Source organism: Pantoea sp. DY-5 (assembly GCF_019795955.1).
GTDB lineage: Bacteria > Pseudomonadota > Gammaproteobacteria > Enterobacterales > Enterobacteriaceae > Pantoea > Pantoea leporis.
Genome location: NZ_JAIMIE010000009.1, coordinates 1 through 26076, shown reverse-complemented (window position 1 = coordinate 26076; position 26076 = coordinate 1). Strand labels below are relative to the sequence as shown.

General features: G+C 55.6%; 20 protein-coding genes and 1 riboswitch. Of the genes, 13 read left to right on the top strand and 7 right to left on the bottom strand.

From position 1 onward, the window contains the following. Positions 1-128: 128 nt before the first annotated feature. Positions 129-2327 carry a primosomal protein N' gene (gene priA, locus K5Y30_RS22415; protein WP_110868178.1) on the bottom strand — a complete coding sequence of 733 codons (2199 nt, stop codon included), beginning with the start codon at positions 2325-2327 and terminating at the stop codon, positions 129-131. A gap of 210 nt (positions 2328-2537) precedes the next feature. Between priA and rpmE the strand changes: the two genes are divergently transcribed. Next, positions 2538-2753: a 50S ribosomal protein L31 gene (gene rpmE, locus K5Y30_RS22410; RefSeq protein WP_007885402.1), complete on the top strand. Its 216-nt coding sequence runs from the start codon at positions 2538-2540 to the stop codon at positions 2751-2753. Between the two features lie 77 nt (positions 2754-2830). On the opposite strand, the gene metJ is transcribed toward rpmE, so the two are convergent. Continuing rightward, on the bottom strand, positions 2831-3148 hold the full coding sequence (gene metJ / locus K5Y30_RS22405) for a met regulon transcriptional regulator MetJ (protein WP_007885403.1): 318 nt from the start codon (positions 3146-3148) through the stop codon (positions 2831-2833). 274 nt (positions 3149-3422) lie between these two features. Between metJ and metB the strand changes: the two genes are divergently transcribed. The 3 genes from metB (at position 3423) to metF (ending at position 8135) form a co-directional block, all read left to right on the top strand. Next, entirely contained in the window at positions 3423-4583 is a 1161-nt protein-coding gene (gene metB, locus K5Y30_RS22400) for a cystathionine gamma-synthase (protein WP_101760640.1), read from the top strand. 2 nt (positions 4584-4585) lie between these two features. Beyond that, positions 4586-7018 carry a bifunctional aspartate kinase/homoserine dehydrogenase II gene (locus tag K5Y30_RS22395; RefSeq protein WP_222213424.1) on the top strand — a complete coding sequence of 811 codons (2433 nt, stop codon included), beginning with the start codon at positions 4586-4588 and terminating at the stop codon, positions 7016-7018. 220 nt (positions 7019-7238) lie between these two features. Next, on the top strand, positions 7239-8135 hold the full coding sequence (gene metF, locus K5Y30_RS22390) for a methylenetetrahydrofolate reductase (RefSeq protein ID WP_222213423.1): 897 nt from the start codon (positions 7239-7241) through the stop codon (positions 8133-8135). 124 nt (positions 8136-8259) lie between these two features. On the opposite strand, the gene ppc is transcribed toward metF, so the two are convergent. Both ppc and argE read right to left on the bottom strand, forming a co-directional pair. Further along, entirely contained in the window at positions 8260-10911 is a 2652-nt protein-coding gene (ppc, locus tag K5Y30_RS22385; RefSeq protein WP_222213421.1) for a phosphoenolpyruvate carboxylase, read from the bottom strand. Positions 10912-11158: 247 nt separating this feature from the next. Next, complete coding sequence (gene argE / locus K5Y30_RS22380; RefSeq protein WP_222213419.1) at positions 11159-12307, bottom strand: acetylornithine deacetylase; 1149 nt, start codon at positions 12305-12307, stop codon at positions 11159-11161. Positions 12308-12476: 169 nt separating this feature from the next. Between argE and argC the strand changes: the two genes are divergently transcribed. The 4 genes from argC (at position 12477) to argH (ending at position 16951) form a co-directional block, all read left to right on the top strand. Beyond that, positions 12477-13481, top strand: a complete 1005-nt coding sequence (gene argC, locus K5Y30_RS22375; RefSeq protein ID WP_110868176.1) for an N-acetyl-gamma-glutamyl-phosphate reductase — start codon at positions 12477-12479, stop codon at positions 13479-13481. Between the two features lie 15 nt (positions 13482-13496). Then, on the top strand, positions 13497-14270 hold the full coding sequence (argB, locus tag K5Y30_RS22370; RefSeq protein ID WP_007885411.1) for an acetylglutamate kinase: 774 nt from the start codon (positions 13497-13499) through the stop codon (positions 14268-14270). 14 nt (positions 14271-14284) lie between these two features. Next, complete coding sequence (locus tag K5Y30_RS22365) at positions 14285-15502, top strand: argininosuccinate synthase (RefSeq protein ID WP_179453191.1); 1218 nt, start codon at positions 14285-14287, stop codon at positions 15500-15502. A 75-nt stretch (positions 15503-15577) separates the two neighbouring features. Then, positions 15578-16951, top strand: coding sequence for an argininosuccinate lyase (argH, locus tag K5Y30_RS22360; protein ID WP_222213417.1), 1374 nt, complete (start codon positions 15578-15580; stop codon positions 16949-16951). 211 nt (positions 16952-17162) lie between these two features. Here argH and K5Y30_RS22355 read toward each other — a convergent pair whose 3' ends face one another. Next, positions 17163-17897, bottom strand: a complete 735-nt coding sequence (locus K5Y30_RS22355; RefSeq protein WP_176972232.1) for a glutathione peroxidase — start codon at positions 17895-17897, stop codon at positions 17163-17165. A 129-nt stretch (positions 17898-18026) separates the two neighbouring features. Here K5Y30_RS22355 and oxyR point away from each other — a divergent pair, with 129 nt between their 5' ends. Next, a complete protein-coding gene (gene oxyR, locus K5Y30_RS22350; RefSeq protein WP_008109652.1) occupies positions 18027-18944 on the top strand; it encodes a DNA-binding transcriptional regulator OxyR in 918 nt (305 codons plus the stop codon). Here oxyR and sthA read toward each other — a convergent pair. Next, the gene (gene sthA / locus K5Y30_RS22345; protein WP_101760632.1) at positions 18927-20327 is read right to left on the bottom strand and encodes a Si-specific NAD(P)(+) transhydrogenase; all 1401 of its coding nucleotides are present in this window, start codon (positions 20325-20327) and stop codon (positions 18927-18929) included. The genes oxyR and sthA overlap by 18 nt on opposite strands. 194 nt (positions 20328-20521) lie before the next feature. Here sthA and fabR point away from each other — a divergent pair, with 194 nt between their 5' ends. Further along, positions 20522-21166, top strand: a complete 645-nt coding sequence (fabR, locus tag K5Y30_RS22340; protein WP_176972231.1) for an HTH-type transcriptional repressor FabR — start codon at positions 20522-20524, stop codon at positions 21164-21166. Between the two features lie 18 nt (positions 21167-21184). Continuing rightward, the gene (locus tag K5Y30_RS22335; RefSeq protein WP_061720276.1) at positions 21185-21541 is read left to right on the top strand and encodes a YijD family membrane protein; all 357 of its coding nucleotides are present in this window, start codon (positions 21185-21187) and stop codon (positions 21539-21541) included. 33 nt (positions 21542-21574) lie between these two features. Here the strand turns inward: K5Y30_RS22335 and trmA are convergent, their stop codons facing one another. Further along, entirely contained in the window at positions 21575-22678 is a 1104-nt protein-coding gene (gene trmA, locus K5Y30_RS22330) for a tRNA (uridine(54)-C5)-methyltransferase TrmA (RefSeq protein ID WP_222213415.1), read from the bottom strand. A 112-nt stretch (positions 22679-22790) separates the two neighbouring features. After that, positions 22791-22973: riboswitch (cobalamin riboswitch) on the top strand. A gap of 68 nt (positions 22974-23041) precedes the next feature. Between trmA and btuB the strand changes: the two genes are divergently transcribed. Further along, positions 23042-24922, top strand: coding sequence for a TonB-dependent vitamin B12 receptor BtuB (btuB, locus tag K5Y30_RS22325; RefSeq protein WP_222213413.1), 1881 nt, complete (start codon positions 23042-23044; stop codon positions 24920-24922). Then, positions 24867-25718, top strand: coding sequence for a glutamate racemase (gene murI / locus K5Y30_RS22320; protein WP_008109644.1), 852 nt, complete (start codon positions 24867-24869; stop codon positions 25716-25718). The genes btuB and murI overlap by 56 nt, the downstream gene beginning before the upstream one ends. Positions 25719-26076 lie beyond the last annotated feature (358 nt).

The following is a 26076-nucleotide window of genomic DNA, read 5'->3' as shown; positions in this document are numbered from 1 at the left end:
GACATTACCGGGCTTCAACCGGGTCGGCACTATTGTTAACCCAAGGTCGCGTCGGGTTGTTACTTAATTTGCATAAAAATTGTGACTTGTGCGACTTTTTTCGATCTGGCTCGCAGATGTGGCGCGGCTTAGCTCTCGGTGGGATCGATATCCAGCGTCCATTTCACTTTACGCGAGGCCGGCAAGGTGGCGATCAGCGGCAGCGATCCGCTCAGCAGCTGTTGCAGACGTTTGCGCGACGGATGCTGCAACAGCAGCTGCCAGCGCCAGCGCCCACTGCGCTTCGGTGCCAACGCCGGAACCGGACCCATCAGCCACATCGCCTCATCTTTAAGCGGGCTGGCTTCCAGCAAATTACGCAGCTGTGTGAGGAATTCCGCCGCCTGCTGGTTATCCATATCCTCAGCGCGGAACAGCGCATGGCTGGTCCACGGCGGCAGCTGAACGGACTGACGCTCCAGCAGCGTTTGATCGGCAAAGGCGAAATAGCCGCGATGCAGCAATGTTTGCAGCAATGGATGTTCCGGATGATGGGTCTGCAGCAACACTTCGCCCTGTTTACCCGCACGACCGGCGCGACCCGCGACCTGCGTATAGAGCTGAGCGAAACGCTCGGCGGCGCGGAAATCGGCCGAGAACAGCGCGCCATCAACATCCAGTAGCGACACCAGCGTGACATCAGGGAAATGATGGCCTTTCGCCAGCATCTGCGTGCCTACCAGAATGCGCGCGCCGCCGCGATGCACATCGGCCAGATGCTGCTCTAGTGCGCCTTTACGGCTGGTGGTGTCGCGATCGATGCGCGATACCGGCACGCCGGGGAACAGCGTACCCAGCTGCTGTTCCAGCTGTTCGGTACCGACGCCAACCGGCATCAAATGTGTTGAACCACAGCTCGGGCACTGATTCGGCAGCGGACGCTGGCTATCACAATGGTGGCAGCGCAACTGGCGATGGTTCTGATGCAGCGTGTAGTAGCTATCGCAGCGCTGGCACTCGGCCAGCCAACCGCAATCGTGGCACATCAGTGCCGGAGAGAAGCCGCGGCGATTGAGGAACAGCAGAACCTGATTGTCGGCCTGCAGATGCTGGCGCATTTTGCCGAGCAGTGCTGGCGCCAATCCGCCTTTCAGCTGCTGGCCTTTAAGATCGATCAGCTGCTGTAACGCCGGTTTAGCATTGCCCGCGCGTTTAGTGAGATTGAGCTGGCGATATTTGCCGACGCGCACGTTGTGCAAGGTTTCCAGCGCCGGCGTGGCGGAACCCATCACAATTGGAATATCTTCCTCATGCGCACGGAACACCGCCAGATCGCGCGCCTGATAGCGCCAGCCTTCCTGTTGTTTGTACGAGCTGTCGTGCTCTTCATCAATTATGATGACGCCGGGACGCGCCAGCGGCGTGAACAGCGCCGAGCGTGTACCGATAACAATCGCCGTTTCGCCGCTGCGCGCGCGCAGCCAGACGGCGAGGCGTTCGCTGTCATTCAGCGCTGAGTGCAGCACATCAATCGGCGCATCAAAGCGTTCGCGGAAGCGGGCGATAGTTTGCGGCGTCAGGCCGATTTCCGGCACCAGCACCAAAGCCTGTTTGCCGCGTGCCAGCACGTTCTCCAGTACACTGAGATACACCTCGGTTTTACCCGAACCGGTAATCCCGGCCAGCAGCCAAGGCGCATAGTGATCGTCTTCACTGCGCATCGCGCCCACCGCCATCGCCTGATCGGTGTTCAGGCGCAGGCGATCCCCTTTGACGGCAAAGCTGGTACGCCAGTCGTGCATCTGCGGCGTGTGTTCACGCAGTTCGCACAAGCCCTTTGCGCGCAACGCTTGCAGCGCGGCATCGGTAAAATCGTGTTCGCTGACCTGATGACGATAGAGCGGTCGCTGACGCAGCATCGCCAGCGCTTGCTGCTGTTTCGGCGCGCGCTTCAGGCTCTCCATCGCCACTTCACGGCCAGCATCATTGATCACCCATTGCCACAGCGGCGCTTCCTGCGCGGGTTTGCCCTGACGCAGCAGCACCGGCAGCGCATGGCTCAGCACTTCGCCGAGCGGCGAATGATAATAGTTGGCGGCCCAATGCAAAATGCGCCACAGGGCGGGCGAGAACAGACTTTGATCGTCGAGCACGCTCTCTATCTGCTTGAGCTGCGTCAGCGGCAGATCGCTGGTCTCACGCGTACCGATCACAATGCCGATCATTTTGCGATTGCCGAACGGCACATTCACGCGTGCGCCCGCTACCGGCTGCGGCGCATCGGCAGGCAGCAAGTAATCAAACAGGCGAGGTAGCGGAACGGGCAGGGCAACCTGAACAACGGGCATCTGAATCTCTATCCGGTTCTGAATTAAGGAGAAGTAGTGTACACGGCTAATTAGGAAGCGGCTATTTGCTAAAACCGGTTAATTTCTGTATACTATGCCGCCTTCGATGAGATCACTTGTCGGAGCATACACTTAATGTTCAACCGCGTGTGGTGCTGTGCAGGCTGAGCCTGGCACGGAGAGCGACACGGCCTTTTATGAGGTTCTCCCATGAAACAAGGTATTCACCCTAAGTACGAAGCAGTAACCATGACTTGCTCTTGCGGTAACGTGATCAACACCCGTTCAACCATGGCTTCTGGTCTGAACCTGGACGTGTGCGGCAAATGCCACCCGTTCTACACTGGTAAGCAGCGTATTGCTGACACCGGTGGCCGTGTAGATCGCTTCAACAAGCGTTTCAGCGTGCCAGCAAGCAAGAAATAAGATTTTTGGCCGTCGAATCTTCGCGATTCGGCAGCAAGAAAAAACCCAGCCTCGGCTGGGTTTTTTTATTTCTGGCTTCAGTATTCCCAGCTATCGGGATCGATGCCCATTTCACGCATAATCTGTTTCGCTTCTTCCGGAATCTCATCGCTGCGTTCTTTACGCAAATCGACATCGTTTGGCAGAGGCTGCCCGGTGAAAGCATGCAAAAAGGCTTCACACAGCAGTTCGCTGTTGGTGGCGTGACGCAGGTTGTTCACCTGACGGCGGGTACGCTCATCCGTTAAAATCTTCAGCACTTTCAGCGGGATAGAAACTGTGATTTTCTTAACCTGCTCGCTCTTTTTGCCATGTTCAGCGTAAGGGCTGATATATTCGCCGTTCCATTCAGCCATGGGTTACCTTAATCAATAAAAGTTGAATATTGGGAAATCCGTTGATTATGCCCGATTTTTCGATGCCTGACCCCTTAAACCGCAGGTTTTATGCTTGAGCACCGCTTCTGCAAAGGAAAGCGCGCTGAACACCAGGCGATGACGGACAATTTTAGCGGTTATTGATGATTTGCTCAATCTATACGCAAAGACATTTAGATGTCCAGATGTATTGACGTCTATGTGCGGAATGTTATCCTGTTGCTCTTCTTTTTCTTCAGGAACAGTAAGCACCATGACGCGTAAACAGGCAACCATCGCAGTACGTAGCGGTTTGAATGATGACGAGCAATATGGCTGCGTTGTCCCACCGATTCATCTCTCCAGCACCTATAACTTCCTCGACTTCAATGAGCCGCGTGCGCATGACTATTCACGTCGTGGTAACCCAACGCGCGATGTGGTTCAGCGCGCGCTGGCAGAGCTGGAAGGTGGCGCAGGCGCGGTATTGACCAATACCGGCATGTCAGCGATTCATCTGGTGACAACCGTGTTCCTGAAGCCGGGCGATCTGCTGGTGGCGCCACACGACTGTTACGGCGGCAGCTATCGTCTGTTCGATAGCCTGAGCAAGCGCGGCGCGTATCGCGTGAAGTTTGTCGATCAGGGCGACAAAGCGGCGCTGGCCGCTGCTCTGGCCGAGAAGCCAAAACTGGTGCTGGTCGAAAGCCCAAGCAATCCACTGCTGCGTGTGGTCGATATCGCCAGCATCTGCGCCGCCGCGCGCGAAGCTGGCGCCATTAGCGTGGTGGACAACACCTTCCTCAGCCCGGCGTTGCAAAACCCGCTGGCGCTGGGTGCCGATCTGGTTGTTCACTCCTGCACCAAATACCTGAATGGTCATTCAGATGTGGTGGCAGGCGCGGTGATTGCGAAAGATCCGGCGATGGCCACCGATCTGGCGTGGTGGGCGAATAATATTGGTGTAACCGGCGCGGCGTTTGATAGCTACCTGCTGCTGCGCGGTTTGCGCACGCTGTCACCGCGCATCGCCGCCGCACAACGCAATGCATTGGCGATAGTTGATTACCTGAAGCAACAACCGCTGGTGAAAAAACTGTATCATCCGTCCCTGCCGGAAAATGCCGGTCATGAGTTTGCGGTACGTCAGCAGCGTGGTTTTGGTGCCATGCTGAGTTTCGAAATCGATGCCGATGAGGCTCGCCTGCGCCGCTTCCTGAAAGCGCTGCAGTTGTTCACGCTGGCCGAATCGCTGGGCGGCGTAGAAAGTTTGATTTCGCATACCGCGACCATGACGCATGCCGGCATGTCTGCAGAAGCGCGCGCGGCAGCGGGAATTTCGGAAACACTGCTGCGTATTTCTGTTGGGATTGAAGATCACGAAGATTTAATCGCCGATCTGGATAATGCATTCCGGATCGCAGCCGAGGAGTAATCATGACGAGTTCAGTGGGCGCGGGAACGCCGATCAAGCAGTTGCATAAATTTGGTGGCAGTAGCCTGGCCGACGCACGTTGCTATCAGCGCGTGGCCAGCATCATGGCGGATTACAGCCAGCCAGGCGACTTAATGGTGGTCTCTGCCGCAGGCAGCACCACTAACCAGTTGATCAGCTGGCTGAAATTGAGCCAGAGCGATCGCTTATCTGCTCATCAGGTGCAACAGGCTTTACGGCGTTTTCACAGCGAATTAATTGCTGCGCTGCTGCCTGCTGAATATGCCGAAACCCTGACGTCTTCCTTTATACGCGATCTGGAGAGACTGGCGGCGCTGCTCGATGGCACCATCACCGACGCGGTATATGCCGAAGTGGTGGGGCACGGCGAAATCTGGTCAGCGCGCTTGATGGCTGCGGTTTTGAGCCAGCGCGAGATCGAAGCCGCCTGGCTGGATGCGCGTGACTTCTTGCGTGCTGAACGTGCGGCGCAGCCGCAGGTTGATGAAGGCAAATCCTGGCCGCTGCTGCAGGAGTTGTTAACACAACATCCGCATAAGCGTTTGGTGGTGACCGGATTTATCAGCCGCAGCGAAGCGGGTGAAACCGTGCTGCTTGGCCGCAATGGCTCGGACTACTCGGCAACGCAGATTGGTGCGCTGGCGGGCGTGGGGCGCGTGACCATCTGGAGCGATGTGGCGGGCGTTTACAGCGCCGATCCGCGTAAAGTTTCTGATGCGTGCCTGCTACCGCTGCTGCGTCTTGATGAAGCCAGCGAGCTGGCGCGTCTGGCTGCGCCGGTGCTACACACCCGCACCTTGCAGCCGGTTTCCAACAGCGACATCGACTTGCAGCTACGTTGCAGCTATCAACCGGAGCAGGGCTCGACGCGCATTGAGCGCGTGCTAGCCTCCGGCACCGGCGCGCGAATCGTCACCAGCCACGATGATGTGTGTCTGGTGGAGATTCAAATTCCCGACAATCACGATTTCAAAACCCAGCAGAAAGAGATCGATCTGCTGCTGAAGCGCGCGCAGCTGCGTCCGCTGGCGATCGGCGTGCATCCCGATCGTCGCCTGCTGCAGCTGTGTTACACCTCGGAAGTGGTGAATAGCGCCTTCAACCTGTTGCAGGACGCCGCACTGCCGGGCCATCTGCAGCTGCGCGACGGCTTAGCGCTGGTGGCGCTGGTGGGCGCGGGCGTGACGCGTAATCCGCTGCACAGCCACCGCTTCTGGCAGCAGATCAAAGATCAGCCGGTGGAGTTTGTCTGGCAATCGGAAGATCACATCAGCATCGTGGCGGTACTGCGCGTCGGCCCGACGCAGCACCTGATTCAGGGACTGCATCAGTCGCTGTTCCGCGCAGAAAAACGCATCGGTTTGATGTTGTTCGGCAAAGGCAACATCGGTTCACGCTGGCTGGAGCTGTTTGCCCGCGAGCAGGAAACGCTGTCGGCACGTACAGGATTTGAATATGTACTGGCGGGCGTGGCAGACAGCAGCCGCAGTTTGCTGAGCTACGACGGTCTGGAAGCCAGCCGCGCATTGGCGTTCTTTGATGATGAAGCGGTTGAGCGCGATGAAGAGTCGCTGTTCCTGTGGATGCGTGCGCACCCGTTCGATGATTTAGTGGTGCTGGACGTCACCGCCAGCGAGCAGCTGGCGCAGCAGTATCATGATTTCGCCAGTCACGGCTTCCACGTTATCAGCGCCAACAAGGTTGCCGGTGCGTCGAGCGGTCAGAGCTGGCGTCAGGTGCGCGATGCTTTCGCCAAAACCGGTCGTCACTGGCTGTATAACGCCACCGTCGGTGCCGGTTTGCCGGTCAATCACACGGTGCGCGATTTACGCGAAAGCGGCGATAGCATTCTGGCGATCAGCGGCATCTTCTCCGGCACGCTGTCGTGGCTGTTCCTGCAATTTGATGGCACGGTGCCGTTTAGCGAGCTGGTTGATCAGGCGTGGCAGCAAGGCCTGACCGAACCAGACCCGCGCGTGGATTTGTCCGGGCAGGACGTAATGCGCAAGCTGGTGATTCTGGCGCGTGAAGCGGGCTACGGCATCGAGCCGGATCAGGTGCGTGTCGAGTCGCTGGTGCCGGCAATTTGCGACGGTGAGTCGATTGATCACTTCTTCGAAAACGCCGACGAGCTGAATGATCAGATGCTGCAGCGTCTGGAAGCGGCGCAAGAGATGGGCTTAGTGCTGCGTTACGTGGCGCGTTTCGATGCCAATGGCAAAGCGCGCGTCGGCGTGGAAGCGGTACGTCCCGAGCATCCGCTGGCTGCGTTACTGCCGTGCGATAACGTGTTTGCCATCGAAAGCCGCTGGTATCGTGATAATCCGCTGGTGATTCGCGGACCGGGCGCAGGCCGCGATGTTACGGCGGGCGCGTTGCAATCGGATATCAACCGCCTCGCACAGCTGCTGTAAACTGCCTCACTCCGCAGACGGCATCGTCCGTCTGCAATCTTCACCTTCCCCCCCGCGCATCATGAAACGCTTTCACCTTGAGTGAAGATTTGTCACGCCTGTTCATTAATTTTCAGTTGACGCTAGCGTGGGAATCGTTCATTTTGTGCATCTGGACGTCTAAACGTATGGATGTTCGAAGGCCGCAAAATAATCGATGTGTGATGACGAGGTAATTAGGATGAGTTTCTTTCACGCCAATCAACGCGAAGCGTTGAACCAGAGCCTGGCTGAGCTGAACGGGCAAATTAATGTCTCTTTCGAATTTTTCCCGCCACGTACCAGCGAAATGGAAGAAACCCTGTGGAGCTCAATCGATCGACTGAGCAGCCTGAAGCCAAAATTCGTCTCCGTCACCTACGGTGCCAACTCGGGCGAGCGCGATCGTACACATAGCATCATCAAAGGCATCAAAGATCGTACCGGTCTGGAAGCCGCACCGCATCTGACCTGTATCGATGCCACGCGTGATGAGTTGCGCGGTATCGCGCGTGATTACTGGGATAGCGGCATTCGTCATATCGTGGCACTGCGCGGTGATTTACCGCCAGGCAGCGGCAAGCCGGAGATGTACGGTTCGGATTTGGTGGCGCTGCTGAAAGACGTTGGCGATTTCGACATCTCGGTGGCGGCCTATCCGGAAGTGCATCCCGAAGCGAAAAGCGCGCAGGCCGATTTGATCAATCTGAAACGCAAAATTGATGCCGGTGCTAACCGCGCCATTACGCAGTTCTTCTTCGACGTGGAAAGCTACCTGCGCTTCCGCGATCGCTGTGTCGCCACCGGTATCGACGTGGAAATCGTGCCGGGTATTTTGCCGGTCTCTAACTTCAAGCAGCTACAACGCTTCGCCACCATGACCAATGTGCGGGTGCCGGGCTGGATGAGTGCGATGTTTGAAGGTCTGGATAACGATCCGGAAACGCGCAAAATGGTGGGCGCCAGCGTCGCCATGGACATGGTGAAAATCCTGTCGCGGGAAGGGGTGAAGGATTTCCATTTCTATACGCTGAACCGCGCCGAGTTGAGTTACGCCATTTGCCACACGCTGGGCGTGCGTCCGGCGATAGGTGCGTAAGATTGGTGGTCGCCATGAATGGCGACCCTACTGGTTGCCGGTTTTGTAGGGTGCGCATTCATGCGCACCGGTAAAACAATAAAAAAGGAGCCAGTTGGCTCCTTTTTCACATCATGTCACTAGATTAACCGGTATTACGCATACCCGCTGCAACACCTGCGATCGTCACCATCAACGCTTGTTCAACACGCGCATCTGGCTCATCACCGCGCTCTTCCTGCGCACGCGAACGATGCAGCAGTTCAGCCTGCAACACGTTCAGTGGATCGGTATAAACGTTACGCAGCGCGATGGACTCAGCAATCCACGGTTGGTCAGCCATCAGATGGGCATCGTTAGCGATGGTCAACACCGCTTTGATATCCGCATCCAGCTGATCGCGTAGCTGCTTGCCGAGCGACCACAGTGATTTATCCACCAGACGCTGATCGTAGTACTCCGCCAGCCACAAATCGGCTTTCGAGAACACCATCTCCAGCATGCCAAGACGTGTGGCGAAGAATGGCCACTCGCGGCACATGTTCTCCAGCTCATCCTGATGACCTTCATCCATCGCTTTCTGCAACGCGGCACCCGCGCCCAGCCAGGCTGGCAGCATCAGGCGGTTCTGCGTCCAGGCGAAGATCCACGGAATGGCACGCAGCGATTCCACACCGCCGGTTGGGCGACGTTTAGCCGGACGTGAACCCAGCGGCAATTTGCCCAGCTCCTGCTCTGGCGTGGCTGAGCGGAAATAGGGCACGAAGTCCGGATTCTCACGCACATAGCCGCGATACATCGCGCAGGAGTGCGCCGACAGACCATTCATGATCTCCTGCCATTCGCGCTTGGGTTCCGGCGGTGGCAGCAGGTTGGCTTCCAGAATCGCACCGGTATACAGCGACAGGCTGGCGATAGTGACTTCGGGCAAACCGTATTTGAAGCGAATCATCTCGCCCTGTTCGGTCACGCGCAGGCCACCTTTCAGGCTGCCCGGCGGTTGTGACAACAGCGCCGCATGGGCTGGCGCGCCGCCACGACCGATTGAGCCGCCGCGTCCGTGGAACAGCGTCAGCGTGATGCCCGCGCTTTCACAGGTTTTGATCAGTGCGTCCTGCGCCTGATATTGCGCCCAGCTGGCGGCCATCACGCCGGCATCTTTCGCCGAGTCGGAATAGCCAATCATCACCATCTGTTTGCCATTTATAAAGCCGCGATACCAGTCGATGTTCAGCAACTGTGTCATCACGTCGTTGGCGTTGTTAAGGTCATCAAGGGTTTCGAACAGCGGCGCAACCGGCATGGCGTAAGGAATGCCGGCTTCTTTCAGCAGCAGATGCACGGCCAGCACGTCCGACGGCGTTTTCGCCATGGAGATCACGTAGGAAGCAATTGAACCCTGCGGCGCTTCGGCCACCACTTTGCAGGTATCCAGCACTTCGCGTGTCTCATCGCCCGGTTCCCACTGATGCGGCAACAGCGGACGCTTGGAATTCAGTTCGCGAATCAGGAAGGCTTGTTTATCCGCTTCTGACCAGCTTTCGTAATCACCGAGGCCGAGATAACGCGTTACTTCGGCAATCGCCTGGGTATGGCGAGTGCTCTCCTGACGGATATCAATGCGCACCAGCGGCACGCCGAAACACTTCACGCGGCGCAGCGTGTCCAGCAGCTGACCATTGGCGATGATGCCCATGCCGCACTGCTGCAGAGATTGATAGATTGCGAACAGCGGATCCCACAGCTGATCGTTAGAGAACAGCAAATCGGCCGGACGCGGCAGGCGCTCGCCTTTCAGACGACGGCCAAGATAAGCCTGCGTGGTCATCAGCTGGCCGCGAAGGCGCTTCAGCACCATGCGGTACGGCTCCAGCGCTTCCGCATCGCCGCACAGCTCGCGCACTTCGTCGCTGCATTCGGACATCGACAGCTCGGAAATCAGCACGCCGATATCGCGCAGGAACAGGTCCGCGGCCTTCCAGCGGCTCAGCTGCATCGCGTGGCGGGTAATCGGTGCGGTGACGTTCGGGTTGCCGTCACGGTCGCCGCCCATCCACGAGGTAAATTTAATCGGCACGAAATCGACCGGCAGCTTAATACCAAAGGTCTCTTCCACTTGCTCATTCAGCTCACGCAGGAAGGCTGGCACGCCTTGCCACAGGCTGTTTTCCACCACGGCAAAGCCCCACTTGGCTTCATCGATCGGCGTTGGACGGTATTTGCGGATTTCGTCGGTGTGCCACGCTTGTGCCACCAGCTGGCGCAGACGGCGCATCACCTGGGTACGTTCGTAGTCAGAGATATCGCTATGATCGAGTTGCTGCAAACAGCTGTTCACTTCGCCCAGCATATGGATCAGCGTGCGGCGGGTAATTTCGGTGGGGTGCGCAGTCAGCACCAGCTCCAGCGACAGCTCTTCAATCGACTGGCGGATCGCCGCTTCGCTGATATCGCCTTGCTGTTTCAGACGTTCGAAAGTCTTTTTCAGCAGTTCAGGATGGTTCGCGCCATCGCCGCTACGCGAAATGGTTTGATACTGTTCAGCGACGTTGGTGAGATTAAGGAACTGGCTAAACGCACGCGCCACCGGCAGCAGCTCGTCGTTCGAGAGATTTTGCAGCGTGGTCAGCAGTTCCTGACGATGAGTGTCATTTCCCGCGCGGGATGACTTAGAGAGTTTACGGATGGTCTCCACCTGGTCGAGGATGTTCTCTCCTAGTGCATCCTTAATCGTATCCCCGAGCAGTTTGCCGAGCATACTGACATTACTTCGCATTGCGGAATATTGTTCGTTCATTGGACCCTGACACCCTTATCGTCTTTTTTAATACTCTTACGCCCAACGGGCATAACATCGTCTTTTATCTAGCCACGTATCTTCCTGCGCGTCAATTGCCTTAAATCTACGTAAATGTGCTGCTAAATGGCGGAAATTCAAAGAATTTGCTTGCAGCGAAGCGAGATAAGTTATTCTTATTATCAAATCCCGAACAATGACGGGGCAATTTGCTGATTTAACAGTGAAATGCCCCATTTGTTGTTCATCAATGACAAAAATGCTGTACGACTTGGGTGATAAGCGCATGAGTCGGCTTGATAAATGCGGTATCAATAAACTCATCAGGTTGATGGGCTTGATTGATAGATCCCGGGCCTAATACCAGCGTTGGGCACAACTGCTGGATAAAAGGCGCTTCAGTGCAATAGTTCACCACTTCGGTTGGCACGCCCAGCAGCTTCTCCACCACTTGCACCAGCTCATGATCGGCCGGACATTCGTAGCCTGGAATCGGCGGATGCAGCTCGCCCACGGTAAGACGTCCCGGCCAGCGCGCACTTACCGGTGCCAGCGCGTCATTTAGCAGACCATCCAAATCGCTCAGGGTTAAGCCCGGCAGCGGACGAATATCCATGTGCAATTCACAGCAGGCGCAGATGCGGTTGGCCGCGTCGCCACCATGAATATGACCAAAGTTCATGGTTGGATAAGGAATGGCAAAACCATCGTGGTTGTAACGCTCTTTCAGCGTGTTACGCAGCTGCATCAGCTGGGTAATGGATTCATGCATCAGTTCAATGGCGTTAACGCCGCGTGACGGATCGCTGGAGTGGCCTGATTGCCCCTGAATACGAATCACATTCGACAGATGACCTTTATGCGCGCGCACCGGCTTAAGTGAGGTGGGCTCGCCGATGATGGCGCAATCCGGACGCAATTGGGTGGATTCAGAGAAATATTTCGCGCCCGCCATGGTGGTCTCTTCATCGGCGGTGGCGAGGACGTAGAGCGGCTTGCTGAGTTTGGTCACGTCAACGTCACGCAGCGCGTCCAGAATAAAGGCGAAGAAGCCTTTCATATCGGCGGTGCCGAGGCCGTAAAGCTTGTTGTCGTGTTCGGTCAGCGTGAACGGATCGCGCGTCCAGCGGCCGTCGTCGTACGGTACGGTGTCGGTATGGCCCGTCAATAACAAGCCGCCTGCGCCCAATCCGCTGCGCGCCAGCATGTTGAATTTATGCCGCGTGCCAGGCACCGGCTGCACTTCGACACTGAAGCCAATATCGCGGAACCAGCCGGCCAGCAAATTGATTAAAGTTTCATTACTCTGATCCAGTGCGCTATCGGTTGCGCTGATTGATGGCGTGGCAATCAACTGGCGGTAGAGTTCGATAAAAGGTGGTAATTTTGTCTTCACTGTTGACGGTCCTTGGGTTAGGATGTATCAATATTCATGCATTAATAGTGAATAAAAATACAATAACGTCGCTTGCATGTGAAGCATCAAATCTTCTGCAAACGGCATTCTGGGCAACGGGGCAAGGCCGCGACCCGATACGTGTGACTGTAATAAGGTATACAGCCTGATGTTGAATACGCTGATCGTTGGTGCCAGTGGTTACGCTGGCGTAGAGCTTGCCACCTACCTGAATCGCCATCCGCATATGAACATAACCGCTTTGGCGGTTTCAGCGCAAAGCCCGGATGCTGGAAAGTTATTGTCGGATTTGCATCCACAGCTCAAAGGCATTGTCGATTTGCCGCTGCAACCGCTGAGCGATGCCGCTGAATGGGCCGACAAAGTGGACGTGGTGTTCCTCGCCACGGCTCACGAAGTCAGCCACGATCTGGCACCTGAATTCCTCAAAGCTGGTTGCGTGGTGTTCGATCTCTCCGGTGCGTTCCGCGTAAACGACGACGCGTTCTATACGCAATATTACGGTTTCAGCCATCAGCATCAGGATTGGCTGGACAAGGCGGTTTACGGCCTGGCCGAATGGCAGCACGACAAAATCAAAGACGCTGAGCTGGTTGCGGTGCCGGGTTGCTACCCAACCGCAGCCCAGCTTTCGCTGAAACCGCTGATCGCAGCGGGCCTGCTTAACGATGCACAGTGGCCGGTGATTAACGCCACCAGCGGCGTGAGCGGCGCAGGGCGCAAAGCCAACGTTGGCACCAGCTTCTGTGAAGTGAGCTTGCAGCCTTACGGCCTGTTTAATCATCGTCATCACCCGGAAATTGTGGCGCATCTCGGTACGCCGGTGATCTTCACGCCACATCTGGGCAGCTTCCCTCGCGGGATTTTATCGACCACCACTTGCCGCCTGAAAGCGGGCGTGACGCAGCAGGATGTGGCGGATGCCTTCCATAACGCTTACCACGACAAACCGCTGGTGCGCGTCTATGACAAAGGCGTACCGGCGCTGAAAGCGGTGGTCGGTTTGCCGTTCTGCGACATCGGCTTCGCCATGCAAGGCGAGCACCTGATTGTGGTGGCTGCCGAAGATAACCTGCTGAAAGGCGCCTCATCGCAGGCGGTTCAGTGTTTAAACATTCGTTTCGGCTTCCCCGAAACGCTGTCTCTGATTTAACGAACGGATAACGCAATGAATCCATTAATCATTAAACTGGGTGGCGTGCTGCTGGATAGCGAAGAAGCGCTGGCCCGTCTGTTTGATGCCCTGCTGGCGTACCGCAATGAACATCAGCGTCCGCTGATCATTGTGCACGGCGGTGGTTGCGTGGTGGACGAGCTGATGAAGAAGCTCGCGCTGCCGGTGAAAAAGAAGAACGGTTTGCGCGTGACGCCAGCCGATCAGATTGACATTATTACCGGTGCGTTAGCCGGTACAGCCAACAAAACGCTGCTGGCGTGGGCGAAGAAATATGGCATCGGCGCGGTGGGTTTGTGCCTCGGCGATGCCGGTCTGGTCAACGTGGCGCAGTTCGATGAAGAGCTGGGACACGTTGGCAACGCAACGCCTGGCAATCCGGCGCTGGTGAACACGCTGCTGGCGGCGGGCTACATGCCGGTGATCAGCTCAATCGGTATCACCGATGGCGGCGAGTTGATGAACGTCAACGCTGACCAGGCCGCCACCGCGCTGGCGGCGACCATCGGTGCCGATTTGGTGCTGTTGTCTGATGTCAGCGGTATTCTCGACGGCAAAGGTCAGCGCATCGAAGAGATGACCGCCGCGAAAGCGGAGCAGCTGATTGCGCAGGGCATCATCACCGATGGCATGATCGTGAAAGTGAACGCGGCGCTCGATGCCGCCCGCACGCTCGGTCGCCCGGTCGATATCGCCAGCTGGCGTCATGCTGAACAACTGCCAACCCTTTTCAACGGCGTGTCGATTGGCACCCGGATTCTCGCATAATCAAGGATTAAGACATGAGCACGCAAAACATCAAAAAAATCGTTCTGGCCTACTCCGGCGGTCTGGATACTTCAGCCATCATTCCATGGTTGAAAGAGAACTACGGCGGCTGTGAAGTGGTGGCATTCGTGGCGAACATTGGTCAGGATCCGGCCGATCTGGAAGGCGTTGAGAAGAAAGCGCTGCAGTCAGGTGCGTCTGAGTGCCACGTAGCCGATCTGCGTGAAGAGTTCATCAGCGAATACGTTTATCCGGTGCTGCAAACTGGCGCACTGTACGAAGGCACTTATCTGCTGGGTACCTCAATGGCGCGTCCGATTATCGCTAAAGCCCAGGTTGAGCTGGCACTGAAAGTGGGCGCAGATGCGCTGTGCCACGGCGCAACCGGTAAAGGTAACGATCAGGTGCGTTTCGAAACCACCTACACCGCGCTGGCACCACAACTGAAAGTGGTTGCGCCATGGCGTGAATGGGACCTGCGTTCACGTGAGGCGCTGCTGGATTACCTAAAAGAGCGCAATATCCCGACCACCGCGTCGCTGGAAAAAATCTACAGCCGCGATGAGAACGCATGGCACATCTCTACCGAAGGCGGCGTGCTGGAAAGCCCAGCTAACGCACCGAACAAAGATTGCTGGGTGTGGACCGTTGATCCGCTGGAAGCGCCAGATCAGCCAGAAAACGTCACCGTTACCGTTGAGAAAGGTCGCGTTGTCGCAGTGAACGGCGAGAAGCTGAGCCCGTTCCAGTGCCTGGAAAAACTCAACGTGCTGGGCGCCAAACACGGGGTCGGCCGTATCGACATCGTGGAAAACCGCTTGGTAGGCATCAAGTCTCGCGGCTGCTACGAAACCCCGGGCGGCACCATCATGGTGAATGCGCTGCGTGCGGTTGAACAGCTGGTGCTGGATCGCGACAGCTTCAAATGGCGTGAGCAACTGGGTCATGAAATGTCTTACGTGGTTTACGATGGCCGCTGGTTCGCGCCGCTGCGTAAATCCATCCAGGCCGCTGCTGAATCACTGGCAGAAGAGGTGAACGGCGAAGTGGTACTGCAGCTGTATAAAGGCCAAGCTACGGCGATTCAGAAAACCTCTGCTAACAGCCTGTACTCAGAAGAGTTCGCCACCTTTGGCGAAGACGAAGTTTACGATCACCGTCACGCGGGTGGCTTTATCCGCTTGTTCTCGCTCTCTTCACGCATTCGCGCGCTGAACGAGCAGAAGAAGTAATTCCGCAGCAATCGACATAATTTGCAAGGGCGGCTTCGGGCCGCCTTTTCTACAACGGATTCAGGAGTAATTCAGATGGCACTTTGGGGCGGACGTTTTTCGCAAGCAGCAGACCAACGGTTTAAACAGTTCAACGACTCGCTGCGTTTTGACTATCGCCTGGCCGAGCAGGACATTACCGGCTCGATTGCCTGGTCAAAAGCGCTGGTGACGGTCAACGTGCTGACTAATGAAGAGCAGCAACAGCTGGAAAGCGCGTTGAATGAGCTGCTGGCCGAGGTACGCGCCAATCCTGAGCAGATTCTGCAAAGCGATGCGGAAGATATTCACAGCTGGGTGGAAGGCAAGCTGATCGACAAAGTAGGCGCGCTGGGCAAGAAATTGCATACAGGACGTAGCCGTAACGATCAGGTCGCGACCGATCTGAAATTGTGGTGCAAAGAGCAAGTTGCGGTGCTGCTGGAGGCGACGCGCGAGCTGCAATCGGCGCTGGTCGCCACGGCACAAGCCAATCAGGACGCGGTGATGCCGGGTTATACGCACCTGCAGCGCGCGCAGCCGGTGACCTTCGCGCATTGGTGCCTGGCGTACGTTGAGATGCTGGCGCGTGACGAGAGCCGTCTGCAGGATGCACTGAAGCGTATGGATGTCAGTCCGCTGGGTTGCGGCGCGCTGGCGGGTACCGCTTACGAGATCGATCGTCAGCAGCTGGCCGGCTGGTTAGGTTTTGCCTCTGCCACGCGTAACAGTCTTGATACCGTTTCCGATCGCGATCACGTGCTGGAACTGCTGTCAGACGCCTCGATTGGCATGGTGCATCTGTCGCGCTTTGCAGAAGACCTGATCTTCTTCAACACCGGTGAAGCGGGCTTCCTTGAGCTGTCGGATAAAGTCACTTCCGGCTCTTCGCTGATGCCGCAGAAGAAAAACCCGGATGCGCTGGAGCTGATCCGTGGCAAATGTGGCCGTGTGCAAGGTGCGCTGACCGGCATGATGATGACGCTGAAAGGCCTGCCGCTGGCGTATAACAAAGATATGCAGGAAGACAAAGAAGGGCTGTTCGATGCGCTTGATACCTGGCTCGACTGCCTGCATATGTCGGTGCTGGTGCTGGACGGCATTCAGGTAAAACGTCCACGTTGCCAGGAAGCCGCTGAGCAGGGCTATGCTAACTCGACTGAGCTGGCCGATTATCTGGTGGCAAAAGGCGTTCCGTTCCGCGAAGCCCACCACATTGTGGGTGAGACCGTGGTGGAAGCGATCAAGCAAGGCGTGGCGCTGGAAGCACTCACTCTGGCGCAGTTAAAGCAGTTCAGTGCGGTGATTGAGGATGACGTGTATCCGATTCTGTCGCTGCAATCCTGCCTCGATAAGCGTAACGCGCAAGGCGGCGTGTCACCGCAGCAAGTTGCGTTTGCCATCGGCGAAGCGCAGAAGCGTTTGGGTTAAGAGCTATGCGCAATAAATTGCGCCGCTACGGTATGTGCAGGAATGCGTAGCGGCGCGATTTATCGCGCTCTGTTGATATCCAGCAGGCGAGCGACAAGCAAAAAAAGCGGGCACCTCTTCGGTAGCCCGCCAACCTCTAGCTTCGGAATTACATATTGTTATAGGCACATCATCAAGGGCTGGCCACTCCCGGCCAGCACAGTGATTGGTTTCAAGCAGATTGCAGGTACTGCTCCAGATCGTCGCTACCGCCAATATGACGACCACCGATAAACACCTGAGGCACCGTTGCGCGGCCTGATACGGCACGCAGACTCACGGTTGTGGCATCTTGCCCCAGCACGATTTCTTCAAATGCGATGCTGTGATCGATCAACAGCTGTTTCGCTTTGGTGCAGAACGGACAACCCGGCTTAGTAAACAGCGACACAGATTCCTGCACCTTAAATTCGGGTGCCAGATAACGCAGCAGCGTATCGGCATCAGACACTTCAAACGGATCGCCCGGCTTGTTCGGCTCAACAAACATCTTCTCGATTACGCCGTTGCGCACCAGCATCGAATAACGCCAGGAGCGCGGACCAAAACCGACATCGGCTTTTTCAACCAGCATGTTCATGCCGCGCGTGAAGTCGCCATTGCCGTCCGGGATAAAGGTGATATGTTCAGCGCGCTGATCGGCTTTCCACGCATTCATGACAAAAGTATCGTTCACTGACACGCACAGAATGCTGTCGACACCGTGCTGTGCAAAGGTGCTGAACAGCTCGTTGTAGCGCGGCAGGTGGCTCGATGAGCAGGTTGGCGTAAACGCACCCGGCAGCGAGAACACGATAACGGTTTTGTCTTTGAACAGTTCGTCAGTGGTGATATCAACCCAGCGATCGCTCTGACGCGTGTGAAAGGTGACCTGCGGTACGGCTTTGCCTTCCTGGCTTGCGAACATATCTTCTCCTCACAATTCAATGGTCTTAAATCAGATGAGGCGTATTATTCCCGCTCGCGCCTTGATAGGGCCAATCGTTCATTGCTATTCTATCTATCGCCACGGGCTATCGTGGTTTGGAGGATTTCAATGAATATTCGTGATCTCGAATACCTGGTTTCACTTGCGGAGCATCGCCATTTCCGGCGTGCAGCTGATGCATGTCATGTCAGCCAACCCACCTTAAGTGGACAGATTCGTAAGCTGGAAGATGAACTTGGTGTGATGCTGCTGGAGCGTACCAGCCGTAAGGTGTTGTTTACTCAGGCTGGACTGTTGCTGGTGGATCAGGCGCGAACCGTGCTGCGCGAAGTGAAAGTGCTGAAGGAGATGGCGAGCCAGCAAGGCGAAGCGATGTCTGGACCGCTGCACATTGGTTTGATTCCAACCACCGGGCCGTATCTGCTGCCGCACATCATTCCGATGCTGCACAAAACCTTCCCCAAACTCGAAATGTACCTGCATGAAGCGCAGACGCAGCAACTGCTGGCACAGCTCGACAGCGGCAAGCTGGATTGCGCCATCGTGGCGTTGGTGAAAGAGAGTGAAGCCTTTATTGAGGTGCCGCTGTTTGATGAGCCAATGACGCTGGCGGTGTATGCCGATCATCCGTGGCGCGATCGCGATCGCGTGCCGATGTCGGATCTGGCCGGTGAGAAATTGCTGATGCTGGAAGATGGGCACTGCCTGCGCGATCAGGCGATGGGCTTCTGCTTCGAAGCCGGTGCCGATGAAGATACGCATTTCCGCGCCACCAGTCTGGAAACGCTGCGCAACATGGTTGCCGCCGGAAGCGGCATTACCTTGCTGCCTGCGCTGTCCGTGCCGAATGAACGCGAACGTGATGGCGTCTGCTATCTACCGTGTTACAAGCCGGTGCCGCAGCGCACCATTGCGTTGGTCTATCGTCCAGGATCGCCTCTGCGCAGCCGCTATGAGCAGTTGGCAGAAGCAATCAAAACCCACATGAAGGGTTATCTGGATACCTCGTTAAAACAGGCGGTTTAAGCCGTTTAACGCAGCCACACGATAGGCTTCGGCCATGGTTGGATAGTTGAAGGTGGTATTCACGAAGTACTCAATCGTGTTGCCGCCGTTCTTCTGTTCCATGATGGCCTGGCCGATGTGAATGATCTCCGCAGCACGCTCGCCAAAGCAGTGAATCCCTAAAATCTCTTTGGTTTCGCGGTGGAACAGAATCTTCAGGCTGCCGACGTGCATGCCAACAATCTGCGCACGCGCCAGATGTTTAAACTGCGCACGACCCACTTCATACGGCACTTTCATCGCAGTCAGCTGCTGTTCGGTTTTACCCACTGAGCTGATCTCCGGAATGGTATAAATTCCGGTTGGAATATCTTCGATCAGATGCGCGGTGGCTTCACCTTTGATGATCGCCTGCGCGGCAATGCGGCCCTGATCGTATGCAGCAGAAGCCAGGCTTGGATAACCAATCACGTCGCCAACCGCGTAAATATGCGGCAGCGCGGTTTGATACATGCTGTTCACTTTCAGCAGGCCACGACCATCCGCTTCCAGTCCGACGTTTTCCAGCGCCAGTGAATCGGTGTTACCGGTTCGACCGTTTGCGTACAGCAGGCAATCGGCTTTCACTTTTTTGCCCGATTTAAGGTGAATAATCACCCCGTCATCAACGCCTTCAATCTTCTCGAACTCTTCGTTGTGACGAATCACCACGCCGCTGTTCCAGAAGTGATAGGAGAGGGAATCTGACATCTCCTGATCGAGGAATGCCAGCAGACGGTCGCGAGTGTTGATCAGGTCAACCTTGACGTTCAGGCCGCGGAAAATCGAGGCATATTCACAGCCAATTACGCCGGCGCCATAAATGATGACGTGGCCAGGTTCATGATGCAGGTTGAGGATGGAGTCGGAATCGTAAACGCGCGGATGGGTGAAATCGACATCCGCGGGATGATACGGACGAGAACCGCAGGCGATCACGAATTTCGCCGCGGTTAATCGCTCGCGGGTGCCGTCGGGTTGTTCCACTTCGATGGTGTTGGCATCAACAAATCGGGCATCGCCCTGATAAAGTTCACAGCGGTTGCGCTCGTAGAAGCCCTGACGCATCGCGGTTTGCTGACTGATCACGTTCTCGGTGTGGTTGAGAATGTCGGCGAATGAGGAGCGCAGGAGGCGAGTGTGATCGCTGTAAAGTGGGTTTTGATTGAACTCGATGATACGGCTAACAGCGTGACGCAGGGCTTTGGAAGGGATGGTTCCCCAGTGTGTACAACCGCCGCCGATGTTGTGGTAGCGTTCGATCACTGCAATACGCGCTCCCTGCTTCACCAGCCCCATCGCCGCACCTTCGCCGCCCGGACCGGAGCCAATCACAATGGCATCGTAATCGTAAGACTTTTGCATACCAGTACGTCCTATTTTTTTATCACATTTTTACAACGAGATTCTAACATCTCGCCGCGCACATCTGAATTCTAACAGCGTAAATTGCTGAAGTTTGACAAAGCGTGAGGTTCACAGGCGTTCACAAAGTTTGCACCGCTGTACGCTGAAAAGTTTGTTATAGTGCCTGCCAAATCACCTAAAAGGCCGGGAAAATGGGCGTCAGAGCGCTACAAAAAGAACGTACACGACGTTCACTGATTGAAGCTGCCTTCAGTCAGTTAAGTGCAGAAAGGAGTTTTGCCAGCCTGAGTTTGCGCGAAGTTGCACGCGAAGCGGGGATTGCGCCGACCTCATTTTATCGTCACTTCCGCGATGTCGATGAGCTGGGGCTGACCATGGTGGACGAAAGCGGCTTGATGCTGCGCCAGTTAATGCGTCAGGCGCGCCAGCGTATTGCCAAGGGTGGCAGCATTATCAAAACCTCGGTGGCAACTTTTATGGAGTTCATCGGGAACAATCCCAACGCTTTTCGGCTCTTACTACGCGAGCGCTCCGGAACCTCGGCGGCCTTTCGTGCTGCAGTCGCCCGTGAGATTCAGCACTTCATCGCCGAACTGGCCGATTACCTTGAGCTGGAAAATCGCATGCCGCGCAGCTTCACCGAAGCGCAGGCCGAAGCCATGGTGACGATTGTGTTTAGCGCGGGTGCCGAAGCGCTGGACGTTGATATTGAGCAGCGCCGTAAGCTTGAGGATCGATTAGTGCTGCAGCTGCGCATGATCGCCAAAGGCGCTTATTACTGGTATCGCCGGGAGCAAGAGCGTCTGGCGGTTACCCTGGAAAAAAACGAAGAGTAATGTGATAAGGATAATGAAATGATTGAGCAAAACCCACGCGATAAAGGAACGCTTTTATTGGCTTTTATCACCGGTTTAGCGATCAACGGCTCCTTTTCGGTGCTGTTCAGCACGTTTGTTCCCTTTTCGATATTCCCGCTGATCGCGCTTGGCCTCGCGGCCTGGTGTTTGCATCAGCGTTATCTCAACCGCAATATGCCAGACGGCATGCCTTCACTGGCGGCGGCGTTCTTCCTGCTGGGTATTTTGGTTTATAGCGCGCTGGTGCGGGCTGAATATCCGGATATCGGCTCCAACTTCATCCCGACCATTCTGATGGTGGCGCTGGTGTTCTGGATTGGGATGCGTTTCCGCCGCGCGAAGAGCAAGCAGTAACAAAAACGGGAACCTTGGGGTTCCCGTTTTTATTTAGGCCTTGCGCGTCAGCAGCACGCCGCACTCCATATGATGGGTATACGGGAACTGATCGAACAGCGCCAGACGCGTGACATCATGCGTTTCTCCCAGCACCGCGAGGTTGTCACACAGCGTTTGCGGATTGCAGGAGATATAAAGGATGCGCGGATAGGCCTGCACCATCTTCACGGTTTCCTCATCCAGCCCGCTGCGTGGCGGATCAACAAAAATGGTTTCGCACTGATAGCTCTTCAGGTCGATGCCTTCTAAACGATTGAAGCTGCGAACGCCCATCATCGCCTGGGTAAACTCTTCAGCGGCCATACGAATAATCTGCACGTTATCAATATGGTTGGCGGCAATGTTGTATTGCGCGGACGCGACTGACGGCTTGGCAATTTCCGTGGCCAATACGCGGCGGAAGTTACGCGCCAGCGCCAGCGAGAAGTTGCCGTTACCGCAATAGAGTTCCAGCAGATCGCCGCGCGAATCCTGCGTGACGTTCAGCGCCCACTCCAGCATCTGAATGTTCATCGCTGCGTTTGGCTGGGTGAAGCTGTTCTCCACTTGACGATAAATCATCTCTTTCCCCGCGACCGGCAGGCGCTCATCCACGTAATCACGATCGAGGCAGATTTTGGTTTTAGTGGCGCGGCCAATCAGCTGCACGTCAAAGCCTTCGGCACGCAGGCTGTCGCGCAGGGCGCTGGCGGCGGCGGTCCACGCTTCTTCCAGCTTGCGGTGATAGAGCAGCGAGATGACGATCTGGTTGCTCATCGTCGACAGGTAATCGATCTGGAACAGTTTGAAACGCAGCGCGCGGTTGTCGCGGATCGCCGCGATCAGTTTTGGCATCAACTGGTTGATCAATTCACTGGCCGCCGGAAATTGATCGACGCGGATACGTTGCTTGGTCTGTTGATCAAAGATGATGTGGTAGAGATCGTCTCCGTCGTGCCAGATGCGGAATTCGGCACGCATCCGATAGTGGCTGACCGGCGAACGGAACACCTCCACGTCGGGCGCGGCAAAGGGCACCATCATCGCCTGTAAGCGGCTGACTTTTTCCGCCAGTTGCGCGTCGTATTGTTCAATCGGGAGCTGTTCGGGTGTCATCTTTAATCCTGGTAATAAGCTGGCTTGCCGGGCGATTGTAGGCATTCAACTGCTGATGTCCAGCCCTGCGGAAAACAAGATGGCTGGAAGTCTGGATTTCCGGCCTTCCTGGTCGTAGACTGCGCCTGCCGGCCTCCTTGAGTTAAAAGGGAATCCAGTGTGAATCTGGAGCTGACGCGCAGCGGTAAGGAATGTCGTGGTGATGGCAATTACAAACACTGTCCTGCCGGATGGGAAGTTTTTTCACCATTTATGATTCTCAGCCCGAAGACCTGCCGGTGTGACGTCGCAATACATACGACCATCGCGAGCTATTGGTCGTAGTCGTGCGGCATCCTGCTTCGTCTTTTGGATGCTATAACAATGAAAAAAACACACGCTTCGCTGTTTGCCTTCAGTGCAACGGCGTTGTCTCTCTGGGCGCAATTTGGCTTCGCCCAGCAGAATGATGATACGCAAATCGTTACCGCTAACCGCTTCGCGCAGCCGGTCTCGTCGGTGCTGGCGCCGACTACCGTTGTAACCCGTGAAGAGATTGATCGCTGGCAGTCAAAAAGCCTCACGGATGTAATGCGCCGCTTGCCGGGTGTAGATGTTGCACAGAATGGGGGATTAGGCCAGAACAGCTCCCTGTTTATTCGCGGAACTAACTCTAGCCATGTGCTGGTGCTGATCGACGGTATTCGTCTTAATCAGGCTGGCGTTTCGGGTTCATCCGATCTCAGCCAGATTCCTCTTTCGCTGGTGCAGCGCATTGAGTATGTGCGCGGGGCTCGCTCGGCGGTATATGGCTCGGATGCGATTGGCGGAGTAGTTAACATTATTACCGGCCGTGCAAAACCAGGTACCACACTGACGGCGGGCGTGGGCTCTAAAGGCTACCAGAGTTATGAAGGTTCGACGCAGCAGCAGATCGGTGATTCCACTAAGCTGACGATGGCGGGTAATTACACCTATAGCAGAGGCTACGACGTGGTGGCTAACCTGCCTGACGTATATGGCGATCCAGCGCAGAAAGATCGCGATGGCTTTATGAGTAAATCGCTGTATAGCTCACTGGAGCACCAGTTTAGCGATGAGTTGAGCGGTTTCGTGCGCGGCTACGGTTTTGATAATCGCACGGCTTACGACGGTACTTATAGCTATGACAGCAGCTTCAATATCCTGGGGCTGAATGATACCCGCCAGCTTTATAGCCAGACCTGGGACACCGGCCTGCGTTACAACCATGACATCTATTCAACTCAGCTAATTGCTAGCTATAGCCGAACGAAAGATTTTAACTACGATCCGCGTACCGGCCGCTATGGCCCGGCGACCACGCTTGATGACAGTAAGCAGTACAACCTGCAATGGGGAAATACCTTCCTGGTTGGAGCTGGTACGGTGAGTGGTGGTGTGGATTGGCAAAAACAGACTACTGAGCCTGGAACGGCGTATGTCACCAGCAGCACTGAACAGCGCGATACGGGCATTTATGCGACGGCTCAGCAGCAGTTTGGCAGCATCACTGTAGAAGGCGCGGTACGTGGTGATGACAATAGCCAGTTTGGCTGGCACAGCACCTGGCAGAGTGGCGCTTCCTGGGAGTTTGTTGAAGGCTATAGCGTCTTTGCTAACTATGCCACAGCCTACAAAGCTCCGCGTCTGGGCCAATTATATGGATCTTATGGCAACAGCGATCTTAAGCCGGAAGAGAGCAAACAGTGGGAAGGTGGCTTTAACGGTCTGACTGGTCCAGTGAACTGGCGAGTGTCGGGTTATCGCAACGATATCGATAATCTGATTGATAGCGATCCCAATACCTACGTTTATTACAATATTAATAAAGCGCGTATTAAAGGTGTTGAGGCAACGGCTTCATTTGATACCGGTCCGCTGAGTCATCAGATTTCATATGATTATGTTGATGCGCGTGATGCAGAAACCAACCAGCAGTTGGTGCGCCGCGCTAAGCAGCAGGTTAAATATCAGCTCGACTGGACCTTCTATGATTTTGACTGGTCTGTGACTTATCACTACCTTGGCGATCGTTACGATACCGACTACAACCACTCCTATACTGCGGAGCGCGTCAACTTGGGCGGTGTAAGTTTATGGGATTTGGCAGTTTCGTATCCGGTCACATCACAGCTTACCGTTCGTGGTAGAATTGCCAACCTGTTCGATAAAAACTACGAGACAGTGTATGGCTATCCAACTCCAGGAACGGAGTATTACCTCAGCGCCAGCTACAGCTTCTGATCTCCGCCCCACCGTGCTGGTGTTTGACTCCGGCGTGGGTGGGCTCTCCGTTTATGATGAGGTCCGGCATTTACTGCCGGATCTTCATTATCTCTACGCCTTCGATAATGAAGGTTTCCCGTACGGCGAAAAATCCGAGGACTTTATTGTCGAGCGTGTGGTGGCGGTGGTGACAGCTATCACTCAGCGTTTTCCGCTTGCGCTGGTGATCATCGCCTGTAACTCGGCCAGCACTATCTCTTTGCCGGCTCTGCGTGAGCGCTTCGAATTCCCTGTGGTGGGTGTGGTGCCTGCGATTAAACCTGCTGCGCGCCTGACGCGTAATGGCGTGGTGGGATTGCTGGCAACTCGCGGCACGGTCAAACGTCCTTATACGCATGAGTTAGTGGCGCAATTTGCCCGCGACTGCAAAATCGAAATGCTCGGTTCTGCTGAGTTGGTGGAGCTGGCGGAAGCCAAGCTGCATGGCGAAGATGTTGAGTTAGCTGATGTGCGACGCGCCGTGCAACCCTGGCTACGCATGAAAGAGCCACCTGATACCGTGGTCCTTGGATGTACGCATTTCCCTTTACTGCGTGATGAGCTGCAATTGGTGCTGCCGGAAGGGACAAGGTTGGTGGATTCGGGCGCGGCTATTGCGCGTCGTACCGTTTGGTTATTAGAGCATGAAGCACCGCAGGCGGTTTCATCCGGTCAGAATTTAGCGTTCTGTACGCGTATGGATGATGAAGTGACGAAATTGTCACCGATTTTACAGCGTTATGGCTTCCCATTGTTGGAAAAATTAGCAGTTTAGTGGCGTTTCGACGAAAAAATCAGCACTCGGAAATTAATTTGTAATTAGCGCTTGTCAGCTCCGAAGAAATCCCTATACTGCGCCTCCACTGACACGGAACAACGGCTTACGAAGCGATGTGTTCAGGAGGTGGTCTTCAAGGCAACCTTCAGAAAAGCAAAAATAAATGCTTGACTGAGAATGCGGAAAGCGTAATATACGCATCCCGCGCCGCTAGAGAAATCGCGGCATGCTCTTTAACAATTTATCAGACAATCTGTGTGGGCACTCGCAGGATTGATATCAGCGTCTCCGGACGCAACAAAATATCAAAGCCTCACGAGTGAACACATAATGAAATTCATTATGACGTTTTACA

What these genes read in the sequence shown, in the direction of transcription:
- sthA (WP_101760632.1), bottom strand. Translation starts at nt 20,327, where the DNA reads ATGCAAAAGTCTTACGATTACGATGCCATTGTGATTGGCTCCGGTCCG.
- btuB (WP_222213413.1), top strand. Translation starts at nt 23,042, where the DNA reads ATGAAAAAAACACACGCTTCGCTGTTTGCCTTCAGTGCAACGGCGTTG.
- K5Y30_RS22355 (WP_176972232.1), bottom strand. Translation starts at nt 17,897, where the DNA reads ATGTTCGCAAGCCAGGAAGGCAAAGCCGTACCGCAGGTCACCTTTCAC.
- metB (WP_101760640.1), top strand. Translation starts at nt 3,423, where the DNA reads ATGACGCGTAAACAGGCAACCATCGCAGTACGTAGCGGTTTGAATGAT.
- argH (WP_222213417.1), top strand. Translation starts at nt 15,578, where the DNA reads ATGGCACTTTGGGGCGGACGTTTTTCGCAAGCAGCAGACCAACGGTTT.
- K5Y30_RS22335 (WP_061720276.1), top strand. Translation starts at nt 21,185, where the DNA reads ATGATTGAGCAAAACCCACGCGATAAAGGAACGCTTTTATTGGCTTTT.
- metJ (WP_007885403.1), bottom strand. Translation starts at nt 3,148, where the DNA reads ATGGCTGAATGGAACGGCGAATATATCAGCCCTTACGCTGAACATGGC.
- ppc (WP_222213421.1), bottom strand. Translation starts at nt 10,911, where the DNA reads ATGAACGAACAATATTCCGCAATGCGAAGTAATGTCAGTATGCTCGGC.
- fabR (WP_176972231.1), top strand. Translation starts at nt 20,522, where the DNA reads ATGGGCGTCAGAGCGCTACAAAAAGAACGTACACGACGTTCACTGATT.
- K5Y30_RS22365 (WP_179453191.1), top strand. Translation starts at nt 14,285, where the DNA reads ATGAGCACGCAAAACATCAAAAAAATCGTTCTGGCCTACTCCGGCGGT.
- K5Y30_RS22395 (WP_222213424.1), top strand. Translation starts at nt 4,586, where the DNA reads ATGACGAGTTCAGTGGGCGCGGGAACGCCGATCAAGCAGTTGCATAAA.
- murI (WP_008109644.1), top strand. Translation starts at nt 24,867, where the DNA reads ATGGCTATCCAACTCCAGGAACGGAGTATTACCTCAGCGCCAGCTACA.
- trmA (WP_222213415.1), bottom strand. Translation starts at nt 22,678, where the DNA reads ATGACACCCGAACAGCTCCCGATTGAACAATACGACGCGCAACTGGCG.
- argB (WP_007885411.1), top strand. Translation starts at nt 13,497, where the DNA reads ATGAATCCATTAATCATTAAACTGGGTGGCGTGCTGCTGGATAGCGAA.
- priA (WP_110868178.1), bottom strand. Translation starts at nt 2,327, where the DNA reads ATGCCCGTTGTTCAGGTTGCCCTGCCCGTTCCGCTACCTCGCCTGTTT.
- argC (WP_110868176.1), top strand. Translation starts at nt 12,477, where the DNA reads ATGTTGAATACGCTGATCGTTGGTGCCAGTGGTTACGCTGGCGTAGAG.
- oxyR (WP_008109652.1), top strand. Translation starts at nt 18,027, where the DNA reads ATGAATATTCGTGATCTCGAATACCTGGTTTCACTTGCGGAGCATCGC.
- rpmE (WP_007885402.1), top strand. Translation starts at nt 2,538, where the DNA reads ATGAAACAAGGTATTCACCCTAAGTACGAAGCAGTAACCATGACTTGC.
- metF (WP_222213423.1), top strand. Translation starts at nt 7,239, where the DNA reads ATGAGTTTCTTTCACGCCAATCAACGCGAAGCGTTGAACCAGAGCCTG.